Annotated in this window: 18 protein-coding genes; 6 read left to right on the forward strand and 12 right to left on the reverse strand. The window is 43.2% G+C overall.

What is annotated here, in order from left to right:
• From E0H88_RS13420 to E0H88_RS13440, 5 genes are all read right to left on the reverse strand, one after another.
• Positions 1 to 110: DUF4372 domain-containing protein (locus E0H88_RS13420; protein WP_131274542.1), on the reverse strand; the 110-nt coding region annotated here is incomplete at its 3' end.
• Between the two features lie 138 nt (positions 111 to 248).
• Complete coding sequence (locus E0H88_RS13425) at positions 249 to 1292, reverse strand: alpha/beta hydrolase (RefSeq protein ID WP_131274543.1); 1044 nt, start codon at positions 1290 to 1292, stop codon at positions 249 to 251.
• Entirely contained in the window at positions 1292 to 2419 is a 1128-nt protein-coding gene (locus tag E0H88_RS13430; protein WP_131274544.1) for a YdcF family protein, read from the reverse strand. The genes E0H88_RS13425 and E0H88_RS13430 overlap by 1 nt, the downstream gene beginning before the upstream one ends.
• Positions 2420 to 2424: 5 nt before the next feature.
• A complete protein-coding gene (gene murB, locus E0H88_RS13435) occupies positions 2425 to 3459 on the reverse strand; it encodes a UDP-N-acetylmuramate dehydrogenase (RefSeq protein WP_131274545.1) in 1035 nt (344 codons plus the stop codon).
• A 12-nt stretch (positions 3460 to 3471) separates the two neighbouring features.
• Positions 3472 to 3996 (reverse strand): low molecular weight protein-tyrosine-phosphatase, encoded by a 525-nt coding sequence (locus tag E0H88_RS13440; RefSeq protein ID WP_131274546.1) that lies wholly within the window; start codon positions 3994 to 3996, stop codon positions 3472 to 3474.
• Between the two features lie 116 nt (positions 3997 to 4112).
• Here E0H88_RS13440 and E0H88_RS13445 point away from each other — a divergent pair, with 116 nt between their 5' ends.
• Both E0H88_RS13445 and E0H88_RS13450 read left to right on the forward strand, forming a co-directional pair.
• Positions 4113 to 5273 carry an iron-containing alcohol dehydrogenase gene (locus E0H88_RS13445; protein ID WP_131274547.1) on the forward strand — a complete coding sequence of 387 codons (1161 nt, stop codon included), beginning with the start codon at positions 4113 to 4115 and terminating at the stop codon, positions 5271 to 5273.
• 158 nt (positions 5274 to 5431) lie between these two features.
• On the forward strand, positions 5432 to 5869 hold the full coding sequence (locus E0H88_RS13450) for an acyl-CoA thioesterase (RefSeq protein ID WP_131274548.1): 438 nt from the start codon (positions 5432 to 5434) through the stop codon (positions 5867 to 5869).
• A gap of 2 nt (positions 5870 to 5871) precedes the next feature.
• Here the strand turns inward: E0H88_RS13450 and dnaX are convergent, their stop codons facing one another.
• From dnaX to E0H88_RS13475, 5 genes are all read right to left on the reverse strand, one after another.
• Entirely contained in the window at positions 5872 to 7992 is a 2121-nt protein-coding gene (gene dnaX, locus E0H88_RS13455; RefSeq protein WP_131274549.1) for a DNA polymerase III subunit gamma/tau, read from the reverse strand.
• A 133-nt stretch (positions 7993 to 8125) separates the two neighbouring features.
• Complete coding sequence (locus tag E0H88_RS13460; protein ID WP_131274550.1) at positions 8126 to 8575, reverse strand: copper resistance protein NlpE N-terminal domain-containing protein; 450 nt, start codon at positions 8573 to 8575, stop codon at positions 8126 to 8128.
• 76 nt (positions 8576 to 8651) lie between these two features.
• Positions 8652 to 9917, reverse strand: coding sequence for a serine hydrolase domain-containing protein (locus E0H88_RS13465; protein ID WP_131274551.1), 1266 nt, complete (start codon positions 9915 to 9917; stop codon positions 8652 to 8654).
• Positions 9918 to 10003: 86 nt separating this feature from the next.
• Complete coding sequence (locus E0H88_RS13470) at positions 10004 to 10858, reverse strand: MaoC family dehydratase (protein WP_131274552.1); 855 nt, start codon at positions 10856 to 10858, stop codon at positions 10004 to 10006.
• 140 nt (positions 10859 to 10998) lie between these two features.
• Positions 10999 to 12390 carry a 3-oxoacyl-ACP reductase gene (locus tag E0H88_RS13475; protein ID WP_131274553.1) on the reverse strand — a complete coding sequence of 464 codons (1392 nt, stop codon included), beginning with the start codon at positions 12388 to 12390 and terminating at the stop codon, positions 10999 to 11001.
• Between the two features lie 240 nt (positions 12391 to 12630).
• Between E0H88_RS13475 and E0H88_RS13480 the strand changes: the two genes are divergently transcribed.
• Positions 12631 to 14148, forward strand: coding sequence for an acetyl-CoA C-acetyltransferase (locus E0H88_RS13480; RefSeq protein ID WP_131274554.1), 1518 nt, complete (start codon positions 12631 to 12633; stop codon positions 14146 to 14148).
• A gap of 85 nt (positions 14149 to 14233) precedes the next feature.
• Here the strand turns inward: E0H88_RS13480 and E0H88_RS13485 are convergent, their stop codons facing one another.
• Both E0H88_RS13485 and aceI read right to left on the reverse strand, forming a co-directional pair.
• Positions 14234 to 14761: a hypothetical protein gene (locus tag E0H88_RS13485; protein ID WP_131274555.1), complete on the reverse strand. Its 528-nt coding sequence runs from the start codon at positions 14759 to 14761 to the stop codon at positions 14234 to 14236.
• A gap of 217 nt (positions 14762 to 14978) precedes the next feature.
• Positions 14979 to 15407 carry a chlorhexidine efflux PACE transporter AceI gene (gene aceI / locus E0H88_RS13490; protein WP_131274556.1) on the reverse strand — a complete coding sequence of 143 codons (429 nt, stop codon included), beginning with the start codon at positions 15405 to 15407 and terminating at the stop codon, positions 14979 to 14981.
• A gap of 84 nt (positions 15408 to 15491) precedes the next feature.
• On the opposite strand from aceI, the gene aceR reads away from it, so the two are divergent.
• The 3 genes from aceR (at position 15492) to leuE (ending at position 18191) form a co-directional block, all read left to right on the forward strand.
• Positions 15492 to 16382 (forward strand): HTH-type transcriptional regulator AceR, encoded by an 891-nt coding sequence (gene aceR, locus E0H88_RS13495; protein WP_131274557.1) that lies wholly within the window; start codon positions 15492 to 15494, stop codon positions 16380 to 16382.
• An 88-nt stretch (positions 16383 to 16470) separates the two neighbouring features.
• Positions 16471 to 17460, forward strand: a complete 990-nt coding sequence (tal, locus tag E0H88_RS13500) for a transaldolase (RefSeq protein WP_131274558.1) — start codon at positions 16471 to 16473, stop codon at positions 17458 to 17460.
• Positions 17461 to 17540: 80 nt separating this feature from the next.
• Complete coding sequence (gene leuE, locus E0H88_RS13505; protein ID WP_092818326.1) at positions 17541 to 18191, forward strand: leucine efflux protein LeuE; 651 nt, start codon at positions 17541 to 17543, stop codon at positions 18189 to 18191.
• The last annotated feature ends 95 nt before the right edge of the window (positions 18192 to 18286 follow it).

An 18286-nucleotide genomic window follows, 5' to 3' on the forward strand; every position in this document is an offset into this window, starting at 1 on the left:
GAAGCCGATCTAAATTTCTGTCCAACATGATATTTTTTCACAAGGTGTTCAAAATCCTGTCGCACGACAGGTTTAATCAGCTGATGAAATACGGTATTCTGATGTGACAAAACCTGAGTCCTTGATCGTTAAAGTGTTTGTTCGCACTTATATTTTAACTATTCGGACTCAGGTTTTTTTATTTAAAGTAAACTATGGGACAGCAGTGGCCATGTGGCCTCTTTTAAGTGTGGATACAATAGAGAATATCAATAATAACCAGACGAGCTTTGGGCATGTAAAAAAGCTGGAATCAAACCAGTTAAGGCTGCACGAATATCGGCACGTTCGTTAATCAACTGGTGTGACCCTTCTTCCAGCATCAATAAGGTCTGCAAACGGAACTTGCGACGAATAAACTCGATATTATAACGCCAGTCCACAGTCTGATCCTGCGCTCCCTGTGCCAGCCAGACAGGAATGCGGCAAGCAGGACGCGCTTCCATTTCCTGCATCCATTTTGACATGGCCAGAATCCAGTCCATTCCCATCATACGGGGCTGTAACGGATCTTTTAAACGAACAAAACGCAGAAATTCAGGATTGTGGTTATTGCGTCTAAAATGCCGTGGTACCTGACGCTTAATACGCCGGATAATCCCCAGACCGACCGAATTATGCCACCACGCCGTCTTGGCCGGTCGAATCAGGGGTGAAAGCAATAAAACACGGTCTACATAGGGATTTTCACGACGTTGGGCAAATTCCAGCAAATGATGCATCCAGATGGCACCACCCGTACTCTGCCCGATGCCTAACCAAGGTTTCGGCAATTGTTCAGCATTTTTAATGTAGTGATAAACCGCATGCAATACCTGCTGGTAATGGTCAAAATTCTTGATGTTTGCCGGAGAACCATCACTGAGGCCATGACCGGGCAAATCATAAGTAATGACACTAAACCCCTGTTCCAGCAATTCACGAATAATCGGCTGGTAAATTCCGCTATGTTCCAGATAGCCATGCAGTAAAAATACCGTACCGCGTATTTTCGGCAAGGCAATTTTTTCCAGATGTGGTTGAAACACCTGTACATGCAATTTAAACAAAGGCATTTGTACATAGCCTTGCCAATGCTCACAATCCAGCAGATGCAAACCATATAACTGACGATAAGCCTGAATTTCGACTGAAGGCTGATAAGGCTTGTTCAGATTTAATGCTTCAAGTAACTGAGGTGTGGTTTCACGGCTTGGAACGGGTAAATCCAGCTGTTTTAAAATGGCAGGATTTAAGAATGGAATATCGGGCATTAAGGTACCTCTCGGCAATCACTGGAACCAAACCAGATATCACGAATAGTGGCTAACATTTCATAATTGGCACGGCGACTATGGTCATAATTCTGTTCACTTGGACGCCACTTGGTCAATTGAGTCGGCATGGGTGCTTCTACGGGTACAGTTTCAATACCATTCAAGGCAAATAAACGACGGGTACGCGGCATATGATAACGGTCAGTAATCAAAATCACCCGTGGAGCTCCACCTTTTTTCTGCAATAATAATGAGCTAAAACGCGAATTTTCACAGGTATTCATACTGCGGTCTTCCAGCAGTTTCGCATCGACATTATATGCCTTTAACCAGCGCTGCATATAAGGTGCTTCTACACCACTCAGCACAATCGGTAAGCGATACTGCTGTTCTATGGCTAAGGTTTTTTCCAGGCGCAGACGGGTATATTTGTTTACTACTATATCCTTTCTGTTTTTATCCAGTGTTAGCCCGCCACCCAGAACCACAATCGCATAGGGTTTAGAACTTTGTGGCTGTGATTGTTCATTTTGCTCCTGAATCAGGGCAATATCCTGATAGATGGTTTCATCGACAGCTTCGCTGGCCACCTTTTCCTTTTCTATTTCATGCGTGCGCAGAAAATCCAGATATTTTTCCATTAAGGCCTGATTTTCAGTACTGTTTAAATCCAGCAAGTCTTTAACCGTTTGAGCTGGATCTTCTGCTTCAGATGCAGCCTCGACCGGCTTTGCCAGCAGCGGAACCTGCGGTTTGTCCTGTTGTTGTTCTTCCTGAATCTGGGCATCTTCAATGGTTTGCTGCAAGGCCTTGTAACGCGCCTGAATCAGAATTAAATCCTGTGAATTTTGCGACTGGATCGCCTCTTCCATCAATTTCAGGTAGGCTTGACGGGCAATCCAGACTCTGGAACCTGGCTCCAGATTTTCATGTTCACTCAAGGCTGCCATTTGCTGGCTTTTTGCTGCCACCTGATTCACTTCTACAGGCACAAAACTGTTCAGCGCACTCACGACCCAACCAGAATAAAAGGGTGAATAAAGCAAAACCATGAAACAGCCGAACAGTACAAATAGCACTGAAGCTATTTGTACCAGTCGTACCATCCAATGCGATTTCGCCATCATTTTTATTCCATGTGTGAACGAATTAAACCGGTTTCATCAAACAGCACCGGTTCAGGCTCTAACAAAATATCAAATTTTTGCTGCACATCATGCTGTACAGCCTGGTAGGTGGCTTGAACATCTGCCAGATTGGCCTGATCATAATTCACCAGCACCAGGGCTTGCTTATGAAACATGCCCACCATGCCCAGTTTTTTACCTTTCCAGCCAGATTGATCGATCAGCCAGCCTGCAGCAATTTTAACCCCACCATTGGCTTGAGGATAATGGGGCAATTGCGGAAAAGTCTGTGCTAAATGGTCAAAAAGCTGTTCTGAAATTATCGGATTTTTAAAGAAACTTCCCACATTCGGATATTCTTTTGGATCGGGCAATTTACTTTGACGAATCTGAATCACTTGTTTTTGCAGGTTGGCAGCGGTCTGTTCTTCACCTACCGCCTGCTTGAGGTCGCCATAATTCAACATTAAATGAGCTTGCTTAAGCAACTTAAAAGTCACATGAGTAATCACAAATCGATTTGGATCGTCTTTAAAAATACTGTGTCGATAGGAAAAATGACAATCTTGAGCCAGAATGGTGCTGAATTGTTGCATCTGGCGGTCATAGACCTGAACCGACTCGATGAACTCGCCCGCTTCCACCCCATAAGCACCAATATTCTGTACCGGAGACGCACCCACCAGACCTGGAATAAGTGCCAGATTTTGCAGGCCATATAAATGATTTTCTGTGGTCCATAACACAAAATCATGCCAGACTTGCCCAGCTCCCACACGAATGGTTTTGCTGTCATCATCTTCGGCAATATCTTCAATACCCTGAATGTCCATATGCATCACAAGCGCATGGATTTTTTCAGGCAATAGCATGTTGCTGCCACCCGACAAAATCAAAACATTTAACTGCTGTTGCTTGGCATAATTTAAGGCATCCACCAATTCAGCGGTAGATTGCACTTTACAGTAATGCGATGCAGTTGCATCAAGACTCAAGGTATTAAAAGGCTTAAGTTGAATTTGAGTTTGAATATTCATGTGCTTAAACCTTTATTTCACATCAATCTGTTGTTTGAACTGCTGTTCAAAAATAGCCACCCACGCCAAGCTGCTCGATTCACACTGATCGAGTACACGCTCAAAGCCATCTGCCCCGCCATAATATGGATCCGGCAAGGCCTGTTTGGGATAATTCTGATCGTATTCACTCATCAATGCAATTTTTGCCCGAATTTGACTGGCAGCATAGGCCGTTTCAGCCTGTTGTAGAAGCGCTTGAATATTGAATAAATTTTCATGATCCATCGCCAGAATAAGATCAAATTCAAGAAAATCTTGCGCTTTTAACTGGCGCGCCCGTAACGATGATAAATCATAACCGCGCTTTAAGGCATGTTTCTGGCTACGCTCATCTGGTGCTTTTCCAGGATGGTAATTACTGGTTCCTGCGGAGTCGATCATAATATTCAGTTGCTGTTTATCACAAAAATGCCTAAGAACAACTTCTGCCGTGGGAGAGCGGCAAATATTTCCTAAACATACACATAACACCTTATAGGGCGTTTTGGATGACATAACAACCTCAATTACTGCTTTATTTTCAGGTGTCTTATGTTAAGTTATTTAGAGGATGAATCCTATAGAACACTAAAACAATAATCTTGAATTTGATATCAAAAAGGAAGCAATAGATGAGCCATTTTCAATTTCAAACCGTCTCGAATATTATTTCTGGACTGGGCTCGATCTATGAGTTAAAGCCATTATTACAACAACACGCTTATAAAAAACTGCTGCTGGTCACCGATGCCGGCATCATTCAGCAGCAACTGCATGTGCCGATTATAGAAATTTTAGAAACCATTCGACTGCCCTATGCGATTTATTCCAACGTTCAGGCCGATCCTCCTGAGCAGATTGTATTGGATGCCGTACACTTCGCCAAAAATGAACAAGCGGATATCATATTGGGGTTCGGTGGTGGCAGTTCACTGGATGTTGCCAAAGTAATTGCAGTTCTGGCCCATCCGCAGCAACAACAGCGCTTGCAGGATTTATATGGCATCAATAATGCCAAACACCCTAGATTACCGCTGTTTCTGGTTCCCACCACGGCAGGTACAGGTTCCGAAGTTACCCCCATCTCGATTGTCACTACAGGTGAAACCAGCAAAACCGGTATTGTTGCTCCAGTTTTATTTGCCGATGTCGCCATTTTAGATGCAACCTTTACCCAGAACCTGCCTGCGCCTATTACAGCGGCAACCGGCATCGATGCGATGGTACATGCGATTGAAGCCTATACTTCAAAAATCAAAAAGAATCCCTATGCCGACATGTTAGCCAAACAGGCGTTAAGATTACTCAATAAAAATCTAAGTTTGGTCCTGGCAGATGGGCAGAATTTTGAAGCACGGCAAAATATGCTGGTTGGCTCCATGCTCGCCGGACAGGCCTTTGCCAATGCTCCAGTGGCAGCAGTCCATGCGCTGGCTTATCCCTTAGGCGGACATTTTCATATTTCACATGGGCATAGCAATGCTCTGGTGTTGACCGAAGTGTTAAAGTTCAACGCCCCGAATGCCAAACAGTACTATGCCGAGCTGATGTGCTGGCTTGACCCGAAAAGCAACGGCAGTACAGACGGTCTATGTGATTTATTTATTGACCACATGCAGAATCATCTGGACAAAAGCGGCCTGATTTTAAGGTTGAAAGATTTGAATGTGCCTGAAAATATGCTGGAACAACTGGCCAATGATGCGATGCTACAAACCCGGCTGTTGCAAAATAATCCGCGTGCTCTCAGCCAACATGACGCACGGGAAATTTATCAAGCTATTTATGCATAAATCAAACTTATGCTGCTGATAAAAATAAAGATTTAAGAATATCTAAATTGCTTTTACAGTTATTACAGGTCATCCAGTTTTATTGAGATGAGCTATTTTTAACTTGTATTTTCCTAGGCTTCCCAGAAAAAAATGAAATCATTAAAGTGACTATAGCAATGAAACAGATTCCCAAACATCGTGCCGATTTTTCTTACTTCTTACCCATTCAAACCCGCTGGTCTGATAATGATATCTATGGTCACGTCAATAATGTCACCTATTACAGTTATTTTGATACTGCTGCCAATTCCCTGCTCATTGAAAAGGCAGATTTTGACATTCGCTATTCGCCCGTGATTGGATTAGTGGTGGATTCTGCCTGTAGTTTTTTCCAGGAACTGTCTTATCCTGAAATCATTGATGTCGGCGTGACTATTTCGAAACTAGGAAATTCATCTGTCCAATATGATTTGGCCATTTTTAAACAGGGTCATAATGTAGCCTCAGCACAAGGCCATTTCGTGCATGTATTTGTCGACCGCCAGACACGAAAAAGCACCCCGATTCCAATTCAAATGCGGGATGCTCTATACCCATATAGTGTGAATGAATAAGCTTATTTCAGCTGGATATTCTGTATTTCACCTTCAAAGTTTTGTAGCAGCTCTTTGACCGCAGGCTCTGCATGCAGTAGCTCTGCCGCACGCGCATAAGCTTTTTCTTTACGCTCACTTTGCATGCTATACGGCGTCGTGGTTGTTAATTCGGCATAATGAACCTGAAAATGCGTACTCGACCATTCGGTTTTTAACGCCTGTTCCAGGGCATGCTGCAACTGAGTCAACAATGCTTCATATTGCTTTGGAATATGGAAAATCGTTTCACCATTGATTTGCCCCGTCATTACACCCTGTTGTGCCAATTCTTGAACTGCCGGTGACAGATGACTGTTACGGAACCAGTACTCCCATTTATCTACCGTCCACTCGCCTTCAAGCACCTGAGGCTTTAATTTCAGAATATCTTGTGGCATCAGTTTCGATGAGGTATCTGTCAGATTGTCTTGTACCTCTCGATGTGCCGAAACAGCCGGTTCAGGTGCCAAATCAAATAATGAATCTTGGGCTGTTTCCTCTACAGCTTGCTGAGCTTGCACCGGAACTTCAGCTTGAGATTCGGTCGGTGTGGTTTCACCTGTTGCTAAAGGTGCTATTTCATCAAACAGGAAATCATCGCTGCTGCCTTCATCAGCTGTAGTGCTTATTGCTTCAGGCTCATCGTCAAAGCCAAATAATGCATCGTCACTGGAGGGATCAAAGACAATTTTTTCCGACTGTGCTTGAGCCGGATTCAATGGCGTATTTGATGCCGGAGATAGAACTTCATCTTCTACCGTATCCTGTTCCAGGAAATCATCCGAACTGGGTTCATCTATAGAAGATTGAGCTGCAACTTCATTAAATGGATCTTCATCATACTGAGACTCATCAAAATCATCATATACTGCTGCTGATTCAACAGATGTGACTGGCTCTACAGCTACCTTCTGCGATGATTGCTGCTCTGTAATCTCTGAATCAACCGGCTGTTCAAGCACTGGCTCAACGTGCTGTGTAACGACTTGTGCGTGTGATACAGGAACTTCATTGGGCTGTAATGGACGGAACGCCAGTAATCGTAATACGCACATTTCAAAGCCCTGCTCTTGCGTTACAGCAAGTTGCAGATCGGCACGACCTTTACAAGCTACCTGATAATACAACTGTAAATCTTGTGCTGAAATGAGTTGAGAAAGCTGCATAATCTTTTGATTGATTTCAGCACTATATTTCAAGCTCAGCTCAGGCAGATATTGCAATAATGCCAGTTCATGCAAGGTCGAAATCAACTGATCCAAAACCAGTGACACATCCAGAGCCTGCTGCCTAAATTGCATGAGCAATTGACTGACACGTGTTTGCTGGTTTTGATGAATAGCCAAAATCAAATCATAAATGATGGTGCGGTCAATCAAGCCCAACATGTCTTTGACATCTTGATGCTGGATTGCGCCCTGACCATAGGCAATCGCCTGATCGGTTAAAGACAAGGCATCACGCAATGAACCCTGGGCAGATTCGGCAATTTGCCAGACCGCATCCTGTTCTGCTGGTATATTTTCTTTATTTAAAATATCGCTCAGATGTGCAGTAATTTCATCGACTGCAAGTGGACGTAAAGTGAATTGCAAGCAGCGCGAAATGACGGTAATCGGTAACTTTTGCGGATCAGTGGTTGCAAAAAGAAATTTGACGTGTTCAGGTGGTTCTTCCAAGGTTTTCAGTAAGGCATTGAAGGAATGCGTAGACAGCATATGCACTTCATCTACCAGGTAAACCTTGAAACGACCTTGAGTAGGTGCATACGGAACGTTATCCAATAATTCACGTGTATCTTCTACTTTTGTACGTGATGCCGCATCAATTTCGATCAGGTCGATAAAACGGCCTTCATTCACCGCCGTACAGGTGGCACATACTTCACACGGTGTTGAGGTCACACCAGTTTCACAGTTCAGACATTTTGCCAAAATACGGGCAATGGTGGTTTTACCTACTCCGCGAGTCCCGGTAAACAAATACGCATGATGTAACCGACCACGTTCCAAGGCACTCGTTAATGCGCGTGACACATGGTTTTGCCCCACCAATTCCTTAAAATTACGTGGACGGTATTTTCGTGCAAGTACTTGATACATGTATGCTCCTTTTTACAGGTCTAAGCATACTGTTTTTTTATAAAATAGTGAAATAAATGGCAGCATTTGCGCAATAAAAATCCTGTATTTATCCGGCTTAAGTACAGGATTTAAAATTGTCTGAATAAGCGAATTAAGCCAACTTACCTAAAAGAAAATCACTTTGCATCTGATAAGGTTTTGCCGTCTTGTCTACACGAATTTCGAGGACTTTTTCATCCAAATCCACATAAAGCAAATTACGTGTAGGCACATTGATCAGCTCAATTTTGTTCTCATCTTTGGCATCGAAACGCAGCTGACCAGTCAGGGTTTCCAATTCGTTATGGCCACTCAAACTTTCACGGGTTAAAGTGTAAGTTTTGTCTTCATGCAGCTCTAAAGCAACCGCCATTCCCGGACAATCTTCACAGCGCGATAAACAGCCCATGCATGGCGTTGTCCCTTCATATTTTCCTGCCCATGCTGCCTGTTGCTTTTGCGATTCTATCGATGCCTTGGCTTGCGTATCCGATTGGTTAGCATCCTGACATCCCAGTAATGCAGCACTTGTCAGCAAAGGAATCAACACGACATTTTTCATAAAATATCAACAGCAGCTAGAATCGCAGGCAAAATAGCATATTTTTCTGCTCTTTGCTCAAGCAACATATTGCAAATTAAAACCAGCCTTTACGACCATATAAAATCCGATCTGTACAGCGCAATGCTTCCTGCGTTAAGCCCCATAATCGGTAATCTCCTGTAATCGAGGCGACAGGGAAATTATGGGTATAGGCAAAACTTAAACCACGCTCCGGATCGCACCACGCACCAGAGCCATTAAAGCCCATATGACCAAATCCTGAGGATGATTTTCCTAAGGTTAAAACCCGGTGATAACCCAAACGCCAATGCATCGGTAATGGCATGATCCGGTCACGCCGGGTATATTGTATTTGACTTAATTGCTGAAAGACTTCAGGCTGAATCAACTGCTGCCCTTGCCACTCCCCAGCATTGGCAAGCATTGCGTAAATACGTGCCAGGCTGTTGGCGCTAAACACACCCGTTGCCGCAGGAATAATGGCCTGTAGTCCTGCATCGCTAAAGAAGCTGAAATTTTTCATCCCTTTAGGAATCATCGCATCCTGAAAGTCTTGAGGGTTTTGACCAGAAAGTTCTAACAGTTTATCTAAGGGAGATGCTTTGCGTGCCTGTTGAGGTTTGACTTTAGCCTTGGCATTTTGCGGTTTATCTGTTGAAAATTTTTGCTGAGGCATAATCCGGGCAACGTTAGCCAGTTTCTCCTTCGGCACGCCAAAATAGGCAGCATCTAATTGCAATGAATCAATCAGATAGTGTTGCATCAGTTCTGCTAATGTCTTCCCTGTAGCATTTTCCAATACCCCGCCCACTTGCCAGCCAAAAGTTAAGGGCTGATATGCGGCATCTGTCGCGACTTCAAAACGGGGTTTGGCCTGGGCCAAGACATCCAGCATGTGCGGCCAATCCGCCATTTCCGAAGCATCAGCAACAAGATGGCGAATATCATATAAACCGCTTTGGTGACTCAGAATATGCCTTAAACTAATTTTATCTTTACCCTGTTGGGCAAATTCAGGCCAGTACCGTGCTACTGGAATGTCATAGTCAAGAAAACCTTCACTGACCAAAATATGCGCCAAGGTAGATAAAACCCCTTTACCGGTGGAATAGCATAGCGACAAGGTATCCGTTTGCCAGCTTTCAGTTTCAGACTTTTTCCCGGTCCAGATATCAACAACTTTGCGTCCCTGAAAATAAACCACCAGAGCAGCCCCACCTAAATTCGTCCGCGCATCCTGCATCCGGCTGAATTGTGTAGCAAGGTCCATAAATCGTTCATCGACATGACCTTGATAATTTGCTGTATTGGCGAAGAGATATGCTTTGATTTCTTTCATTCAACTGTGCTTTCCATAGACCAGTAAGACATTCTATCGAACTTAAAACAAAAAAGCCTAAATCTACAGTGACTTAGGCTTTGGTCTTAAAGTGCTTTCACACTTCCCGTAACATGTGGCTTTTTATTTTTACTGTTCCGGATGACAAACTCGGTATCCTTTCCTTCCTGAGCAGTCAAGAACTCCACTTTTGAAGGGAGATACATCGGCAGTTTAAACCACACGTCAGCGGTATAAGCATCTGGCAAAGTTAAGCTGGCCAATGCTTTAGCCTTGCTCCACATCCCATGGGCAATCGCCTGTTTAAAACCGAAGGCTTTTGCCGTGATGGCATGGATATGAATCAGGTTAAAGTCACCAGACGTTAAAGCATAACGACGCCCGGTATTTTCAGAGACATTCCATTCTGCATTCAATTCATAGGCTGGCGTTTTATTGTCGACCAGTTTAGGCGCAGCCTTGACACTGGTTTTTTGACGGGCCAAATAGGTAGTTGTCCCTTCCATTACCACTTCATTGCCCACTTTCGCCGTGGTAATGAAATCAAATTGCACGCCCTTGTCATGCGGTTGCAACTCACCAAACTTGCAGGACAAGGTTAATGGCTCATTGGTCCCCACTTTGCGGCTTTGTTTAATCTGGTTGCGAATATGTACCAGACCTAAAATTGCAAACGGGAAAGCTTCCGTCGTCATCATATGCATTTGCAGGCTTTGCGATAGCACCGCCAGATAAATGGCAGGAATATAACCATTATTCTTGAAGCCACAGACTTCGTTATAAGCTTTAAGATGCTTTTGATCAACCTTGAATGAATCCACCACATATTCCACTTGCGGCAGCACTTTTTCACCTTTAGGCTTTTTAAAAATCAAGCCTTGAATCACTTTAGGATAGGCTAAATAAGGTTTTGGAAGTTGGCTAAAATGGCGAGTATTCATACAGAACCTTTGAGAAGTTTTTCTAATTTATTTAATGGAGTTCTCTCTCCCTTTGGGAGAGAGCTAGAGAGAGGGTTAATAATATATCCCCTTATCTCCCTCTCCTAAATCCTCTCCCCAAGGGAGAGGACTTTAATGTGTTAAGCCCCTAGCAAGCTTTGACCACACACACGAACCACGTTGCCATTTAAACCTGTAGACGCTGAAGATGCAAATAATGCAATCGTTTCAGCAACATCGACAGGTAAACCACCTTGACTCATTGAATTCATACGGCGGCCTGCTTCACGAATTGCAAATGGAATCGCTGCGGTCATTTGAGTTTCAATGAAGCCCGGTGCAACCGCATTAATGGTCACGCCATTTTTCAAAATCGGTGCCGTGAATTTCACTACACCAATCACGCCTGCTTTAGACGCCGCATAGTTGGTTTGTCCCAAATTGCCTGCAATACCTGAAATTGAAGAGACACACACAATGCGGCCATTCGCATTGAAGCCATCATTTTCCAGCAAGTAATCATTTACTCGTTCTATTGCAGACAGATTAATGTTGATCACCAGATCCCAAAGCTCGGGCTTCATATTGGCCAAAGTTTTGTCACGGGTAATTCCGGCGTTGTGCACGATAATATCCAGACCGCCCTGCGCCGCTGCAGCCGCCTTGATTTTTTCACCCGCATCCGCAGCAGTGATATCAATCGCAAGCGTAGAACCGCCAATTTCACCGGCAACACGGTCCAGATCTGCCTGCTGTTGTGGAACGTCCAGGCAAATGACATGTGCGCCATCACGTGACAGTACATGTGCAATCGCTTCACCAATACCACGGCTGGCACCGGTGACTACAGCAGTTTTACCCGCCAGTGGTTTGGCCCAGTCTACATCGACAACCTCTGCCTTGGAAACACGAATGACTTGACCAGACACATAAGCAGAACGTGGAGAAAGTGCGAAACGTAATGTAGATTCAAGGTTTGCTTCTGCACCTTCATCGACATAAACCAGTTGTGCTGCAATCCCTTTCTTGAATTCTTTACCTACGGATTTTACAAAACCTTCAAGCGCACGCTGTGCAATGGCCTGTTTTACTGTTTTTGCAGTTTCAGGGCTAATACCTACTACCACAACACGGCCTGAAGCCTGAATTTGACGCGCAATTGGGTTAAAGAAGTTATAAAGTTCTTTCAGTTGTTCAGAGTCTTGAATGCCGGACGCATCAAAAATCACCGCTTTAAATTTTGACTCTTTGTCACCTTCATTAAATGCACCCAGGTTTAAACCTGCTTTTGCTGCAGCCTGTTGCAATTCTGAATTGTTACCCGCATAGCCATTGGCATGAATATTGGCCAGAACTTGTGCAATTGCACCCGATAATGTACTGGATGATGCAGCACCAAATAACACCGCACCTTTTACTACGGGTGAAGCTGACTCGAAACGCTCTAAAGGAGTTGGGGACGGCAAACCTAAATTTTTGATGACAAATTTACCAATAGGAGATTTTGCAAAGATTTGGTATTGATCAGTCATGTTTATTATCTCTCTTACAAATTAATTTTTGATGGTTTTGAACATATCCTTTTAACTTCAATATGATGTCAGGCACTTATATTTCAATACATCCATCAGTTTCCATAGAATCATACTTGAGTTAAACCATGGATGTCTTGACCTGAATGCTTTGCCTAATGTCATTTTAGTCAATTCAGCTGTTTTTAGATTGTGGTAATGTACACCCCAAGAATACTGTAAAATGCTTGGAAAAGCCTGATGAGCAAAACAACTCAAGAAAATCCGGCAGTCGAAAATTCTGCTACGGAAACCGTGTCAAAACCATCAAAAAGTACTGCGCGTACAAATAAAACTTCTGGCACAACAGCCAAGCCAGCAAACAATACGACTAAAACGACCCGCACTCGTTCGACTTCACCACGTAGTAAAACTACTGCATCAACTACCCAAACAGATAAATCTCCAACACCAACGTCTGTTCAACAGGATAAAACCATGAGCCAAAACACAGTTCGCCGCGTTGCTATTATCGGTGGTAACCGTATTCCTTTTGCCCGTTCAAACGGTGCTTACTTTACTGCGTCTAACAGCGACATGTTTACTGCAGCATTAAATGGCCTAGTTGAGCGTTTCAATTTACAAGGCCAACGTTTAGGCGAAGTTGTTGCTGGCGCAGTTTTAAAACACAGCCGTGACTTTAACATGACGCGTGAGTGTGTGTTAAATACTGAACTTGCTCCCGAAACACCCGCTTACGATATTCAGCAAGCATGTGGTACAGGTTTGCAAGCAGCCTTCCTTGTGGCAAACAAAATTGCACTGGGTCAAATTGAAGTCGGTATTGCTGGTGGTGTAGATACGACTTCTGATGCACCTATCGCTTTCGGTGACGGCTTACGAAAAGCCTTACTTGAACTGAACATCGCAAAAACTGCGAAAGACCGTTTAAAGGCATTAACCAAAATTAATGTAAAAGACTTGATGGATGCACCAAAAAATGGTGAGCCACGTACCGGTCTTTCTATGGGTGACCATCAGGCAATTACGACACTTGAGTGGGGCATTTCTCGTGAAGCTCAAGATGAGCTGGCTGCATCTTCACATCAAAAAATGGCGGCTGCATATGAAGAAGGTTTCTTCGATGATTTAATCACGCCATTCCTCGGTCTAGAACGTGACAACAACCTACGCGCAGATTCTTCTGTAGAAAAACTTGCAAAACTTAAACCGGCATTTGGTAAAGGCGATGCACGTACCATGACTGCGGGTAACTCAACTCCGCTGACTGATGGTGCCTCTTGTGTACTTTTAGCGTCTGAAGAATGGGCTAAAGCCAATGGTCATGAAGTTCTTGCTTACCTGACTTTCCAGGAAACTGCCGCAGTTGATTTTGTCGAGAAAAAAGAAGGCTTGTTAATGGCCCCTGCTTATGCCGTTCCACGTATGCTTGAACGTGCTGGTATTACTCTTCAAGATTTTGACTACTATGAAATCCATGAAGCATTTGCTTCTCAAGTGCTTTCTACATTGAAAGCCTGGGAAGATCCAAAATTCTGTAAAGAACGTTTAGGGTTGGATGCTCCACTCGGTTCAATTGACCGTAGCAAATTAAACGTTAAAGGGTCATCTTTGGCAGCAGGTCACCCATTTGCAGCTACTGGCGGCCGTATCATCGCAACTGCTGCCAAGTTGCTTAACCAGAAAGGTTCAGGTCGTATTCTGGTTTCGATCTGTGCTGCAGGTGGTCAAGGTGTAACAGCGATTATTGAAAAATAATCTCCCTGTTTTCACTTGTTAAATAAAAAGCCCTCGAAAGTTAGACTTTTCTGAGGGCTTTTTTGATTCAACAGCTTAATGAACTTTATCGCGTAGCACGATCCCAAGCTTCTTTAACTGCAATTCGCGCTTCACTCCAGGTTAAGCGCGACAAACCTTTTTCATGATCCCATTTAACCTTTAGATCATTTTCTACATCTTCAAAACGGGTACTTGCATCATAGTGAGGACGGTTTTCATACCCAATTCGATAGGCATTTTCATAGTCTCGCTCATAATCCAGGTCCGAATAAGTCGTCAGCGTTTCTGCATAATAAGGTGTGGTATGAGCAGTCTCTCTCCAATAGGCTTCTTCTTCTGTCGGGTTCACTGCTTCAGCAGCACCTTTACCTGCCAAACCACCGACTACAGCACCTAGCGCACCACCCACCAAGGCTCCAAATGGACCACCGATTGCTCCAACCGCTGCCCCTGCTGTTGCACCACCTACTGCACCTTCACCTGTTCCAACCGGATGTGCGCCAGGTTCACCTGTAATTGGATCTGCATTTAAATCATCTCGAGCATCTTTAGGAAGGTTTTTTACAACGTCACGATCAAAATTATCCTTCATATTGGTCTTATCCTTTTATCATGCTTTTAAAATCAGGTTTAAAACAGCGGGTAAAAAATTATGCACTTTTCACATATTTAAGCAGTGCAGATTTTAATATAAAGGAGATCAAGCCGTAGTAATTGCAGTAAACTGTCAGTTTTAGGTTAAGGAATGTACGTTGAAAGATAAAAATCTTTTCTTAAAAAAGAAATCAAAATATTAATTGATTTTTAACTCATGCTTGATAGGTACGATTTATCTCTAAATGATTTTCTATAGCGTCATAACACCATTGGAAAATAAAGGTGTATATCAAAATACACAAGGTCATGCTGAAATCCGTCAAAATCGCTTGCCAAATTGACATCTCCAAGGCATAAGCTACCATGGGAATGGTCACCAGCATCAAGCCACCTTCAAAACCAATGGCATGTAGAATACGCACCCCGACTGTTCTTTTCAGTTGACGTTTGGCTTCAAACTTTTCAAAAAAATGATTGAAAACCATATTCCAAATTACTGAAGTCACGGCCATTGCAATGCCTAGCGTACCGGTCACTTCCATAGGCATATCAAAAATAAAGCTCAACGCAATCGCAATGATCACCAGCAGGATCATTTCATAACTCAGTGCATGAATTATCCTTCTTTTGGACATCAACATTTTAAAACTCGTTCATTTAGATGAAAGCATTTTATTTTGATAATATTGATCAATCGAATTAGATTCTTTCAAAAGTTTTGATAAATGAATATTAATCAGGAACAGCTGATCATTTTTAAGACCGTGATTGAAAGCGGCTCATTTTCTGCCGCGGCCAGAAAGCTCGGCAAAGTTCCTTCGGCGGTCAGCATGTCGATTGCCAATCTGGAAATTGACATCAATTTATTGCTTTTTACACGTATTGGTCGTGAGCCAGTTCCCACACCCCAAGCCCTGACCTTATATGAAAAAACCGAACAACTCTTGATTGAAATTAACCAGTGGAAACAGCAGGCTTTTGCCCTGAGTCAAGGTCTGGAATCTGCCTTAAATATTGTGGTGGTTTCTGAACTGCTGCATACACAATGGATTGACTATATTTCACTGCTGGAAAAACAGTTTCCTGAACTGCAAATCAACATTTTTTCCGCGCCACAGGAAGATGCATTAAAAATGCTGCTCAACCAGACTGCGCAATTGGCACTCATGTTTGAACGTGAACAGCTGGAAGCGCGTGAACAGTTTGTCGAACTCAAACGTGAGGCCTTGGTGCCTGTTGCAGCGATCAACTCTCCATTAGCCAGATTTGAACAGCTGAGCTATGAGCAAATTTTGCAAAGCCGGCAAATTGTGGTGGCAAGTCGCGACCGCAGCATCAAACCGGAACTGTTATTTTCAAAAAGCTACTGGCGTACAGATAACCATTTATCTGCTTGTGCCATGATTCAGCAAGGTCTGGGATGGGGTGTTTTACCTTTAGAAATGTTAAATCAAAATCCACATATTCAACAGCAACTTAAAATTCTTAATTTTCTGGATTTCACTCCGAAATTTGAATATTTTGTCGACCTGGTCTGGAGTCGCGAAAGCCAGCTCGGCGCAGCTGCTCATTTTTTGATTAATCACATCCGAAATTCAAGAAAAAACATAAAATAGACAGGCCTTATACGCGCTTTTTACTTTGGATAACAGTAGATTGTGATATAACAAATAAACGGGAAATAACTTTAAGAACCACACGACAATGACTCAATCAGCTTTAGATCAATTAAAAAACCTCACCACCATTGTTGCCGACAGTAGCGATTTTTCCGCGATCGAAAAATTTCGCCCGCTTGATGCAACCACCAATCCTTCGCTGATTACAGCTGCGGCAAATCAGCCCGAAAATAAGGAACTGATTGAAGCTGCCTATGAACAGGCGAAATCTGAAGGTTATAACGGCGATCTTCTGGTCGAGCGTACCATCGATATCCTGACGGTCAAGTTTGGTGTGGAAATTCTAAAACTGATTCAAGGACGTGTTTCTACTGAAGTGGATGCAGCCCTGTCTTACGATACTGAAGCCACCATTGCCAAAGCCAAAGAGCTGCTGGAATTATATAAAACCTACGGTATCGATCAGAACCGTATCCTGATTAAAATTGCTTCTACCTGGGAAGGCATTCAGGCAGCAAAAGCCCTCGAGGCTGAAGGAATTCATTGCAACTTGACGCTGTTATTCGGCTTGCATCAGGCCCAAGCCTGTGCGGATGCCAACGTCACCCTTATTTCCCCTTTTGTTGGCCGTATTCTGGACTGGTACAAAAAAGCAGAAAATGTCGATCATTATCCGATTGAGAAAGACCCGGGTGTACTTTCAGTCAAACAGATTTATCATTTCTATAAACAGCATTGCATTAAAACAGAAGTGATGGGTGCAAGTTTCCGCAGTATCGATCAGGTACTGGGATTGGCGGGTTGTGACCTGCTTACCGTTTCTCCAAACCTTTTGGCAGAACTGGAACAAGATCAGCGTGAAGTGGTGGCCCAGCTTTCCAGCGATCATGCTCAGGCGCATTGCCAGCATCAGGTTGAGCCTTTAAGCAAAGAAAGCTTTAAAGCCCAGATTGAAAAAGACTTAATGTCGTCACAACTCTTACAAAGCGGCATTGACGGATTTATTAAGGCACGTGAGCAGTTAAGTACTTTATTGCGCCAGTCTTTTGGCCTGGATGCTGAAATTAAAGCTTAATTGATTCATATCTTCCCCTAAAAAAAGCCGATTTTGTTATAGTGAACAGGTCGGCTTTTTTTATGATTTGAGAGTTTATTTTGTTCGGCATAACCGATCTTAGCACCTATATTATTGGCACCACCCTAATTGTATTGCTACCCGGCCCAAATTCACTGTATGTGATGTCCATCGCTTCGCGTTTCGGAATAAAAGCCGGCTATAAAAGTGCTTTCGGTGTCTATACCGGCGACCTGATTTTAATTCTACTGACGGCATTGGGTGCAGCCTCATTACTACATGCTTTCCCCTGGGTATTTACCTTACTGAAGATTATTGGTGCAATTTATTTAAGTTATTTAGGCATAAAATTACTGATTGCTGCCTATCACAGCTGGAATGCACTGCCTTCAAATGCCCAGATAGCAACAGTAAAAGAAAATATTGAACAGCTGCAACCCTTTAAAACTGCGCTGACCATCAGTATTTTAAACCCCAAAGCCATTCTCTTTTATTTGTCTTTTTTTGTGCAGTTTGTCGATCCGGCTTATGCTTATCCGGCAGTTACCTTTACTGCACTAGCAGTGATCTTGCAGATCATTAGCATGAGCTATTTAACCATTCTGATTTTTTCTGGTGTAAAACTGGCGTCTTATTTTACTTCCCGTTATAAAGTGACAGCCTCATGTGTAGCAGCTGTGGGGCTGTTATTTTGTGGTTTTGGTATTAAGCTTGCCACCTCAACCTTGTAATTTTTAGGCGCATCAAAGCAAATTAAACTTATCAACAGCCTATAAATTATGGCGATGATGGCTTTTCGGCTAAAAATGAAAGGCGTATGATTAGT

Origin of the sequence: Acinetobacter sp. ANC 4216 (assembly GCF_004331195.1) — a bacterium.
Classification (GTDB): domain Bacteria; phylum Pseudomonadota; class Gammaproteobacteria; order Pseudomonadales; family Moraxellaceae; genus Acinetobacter; species Acinetobacter kookii.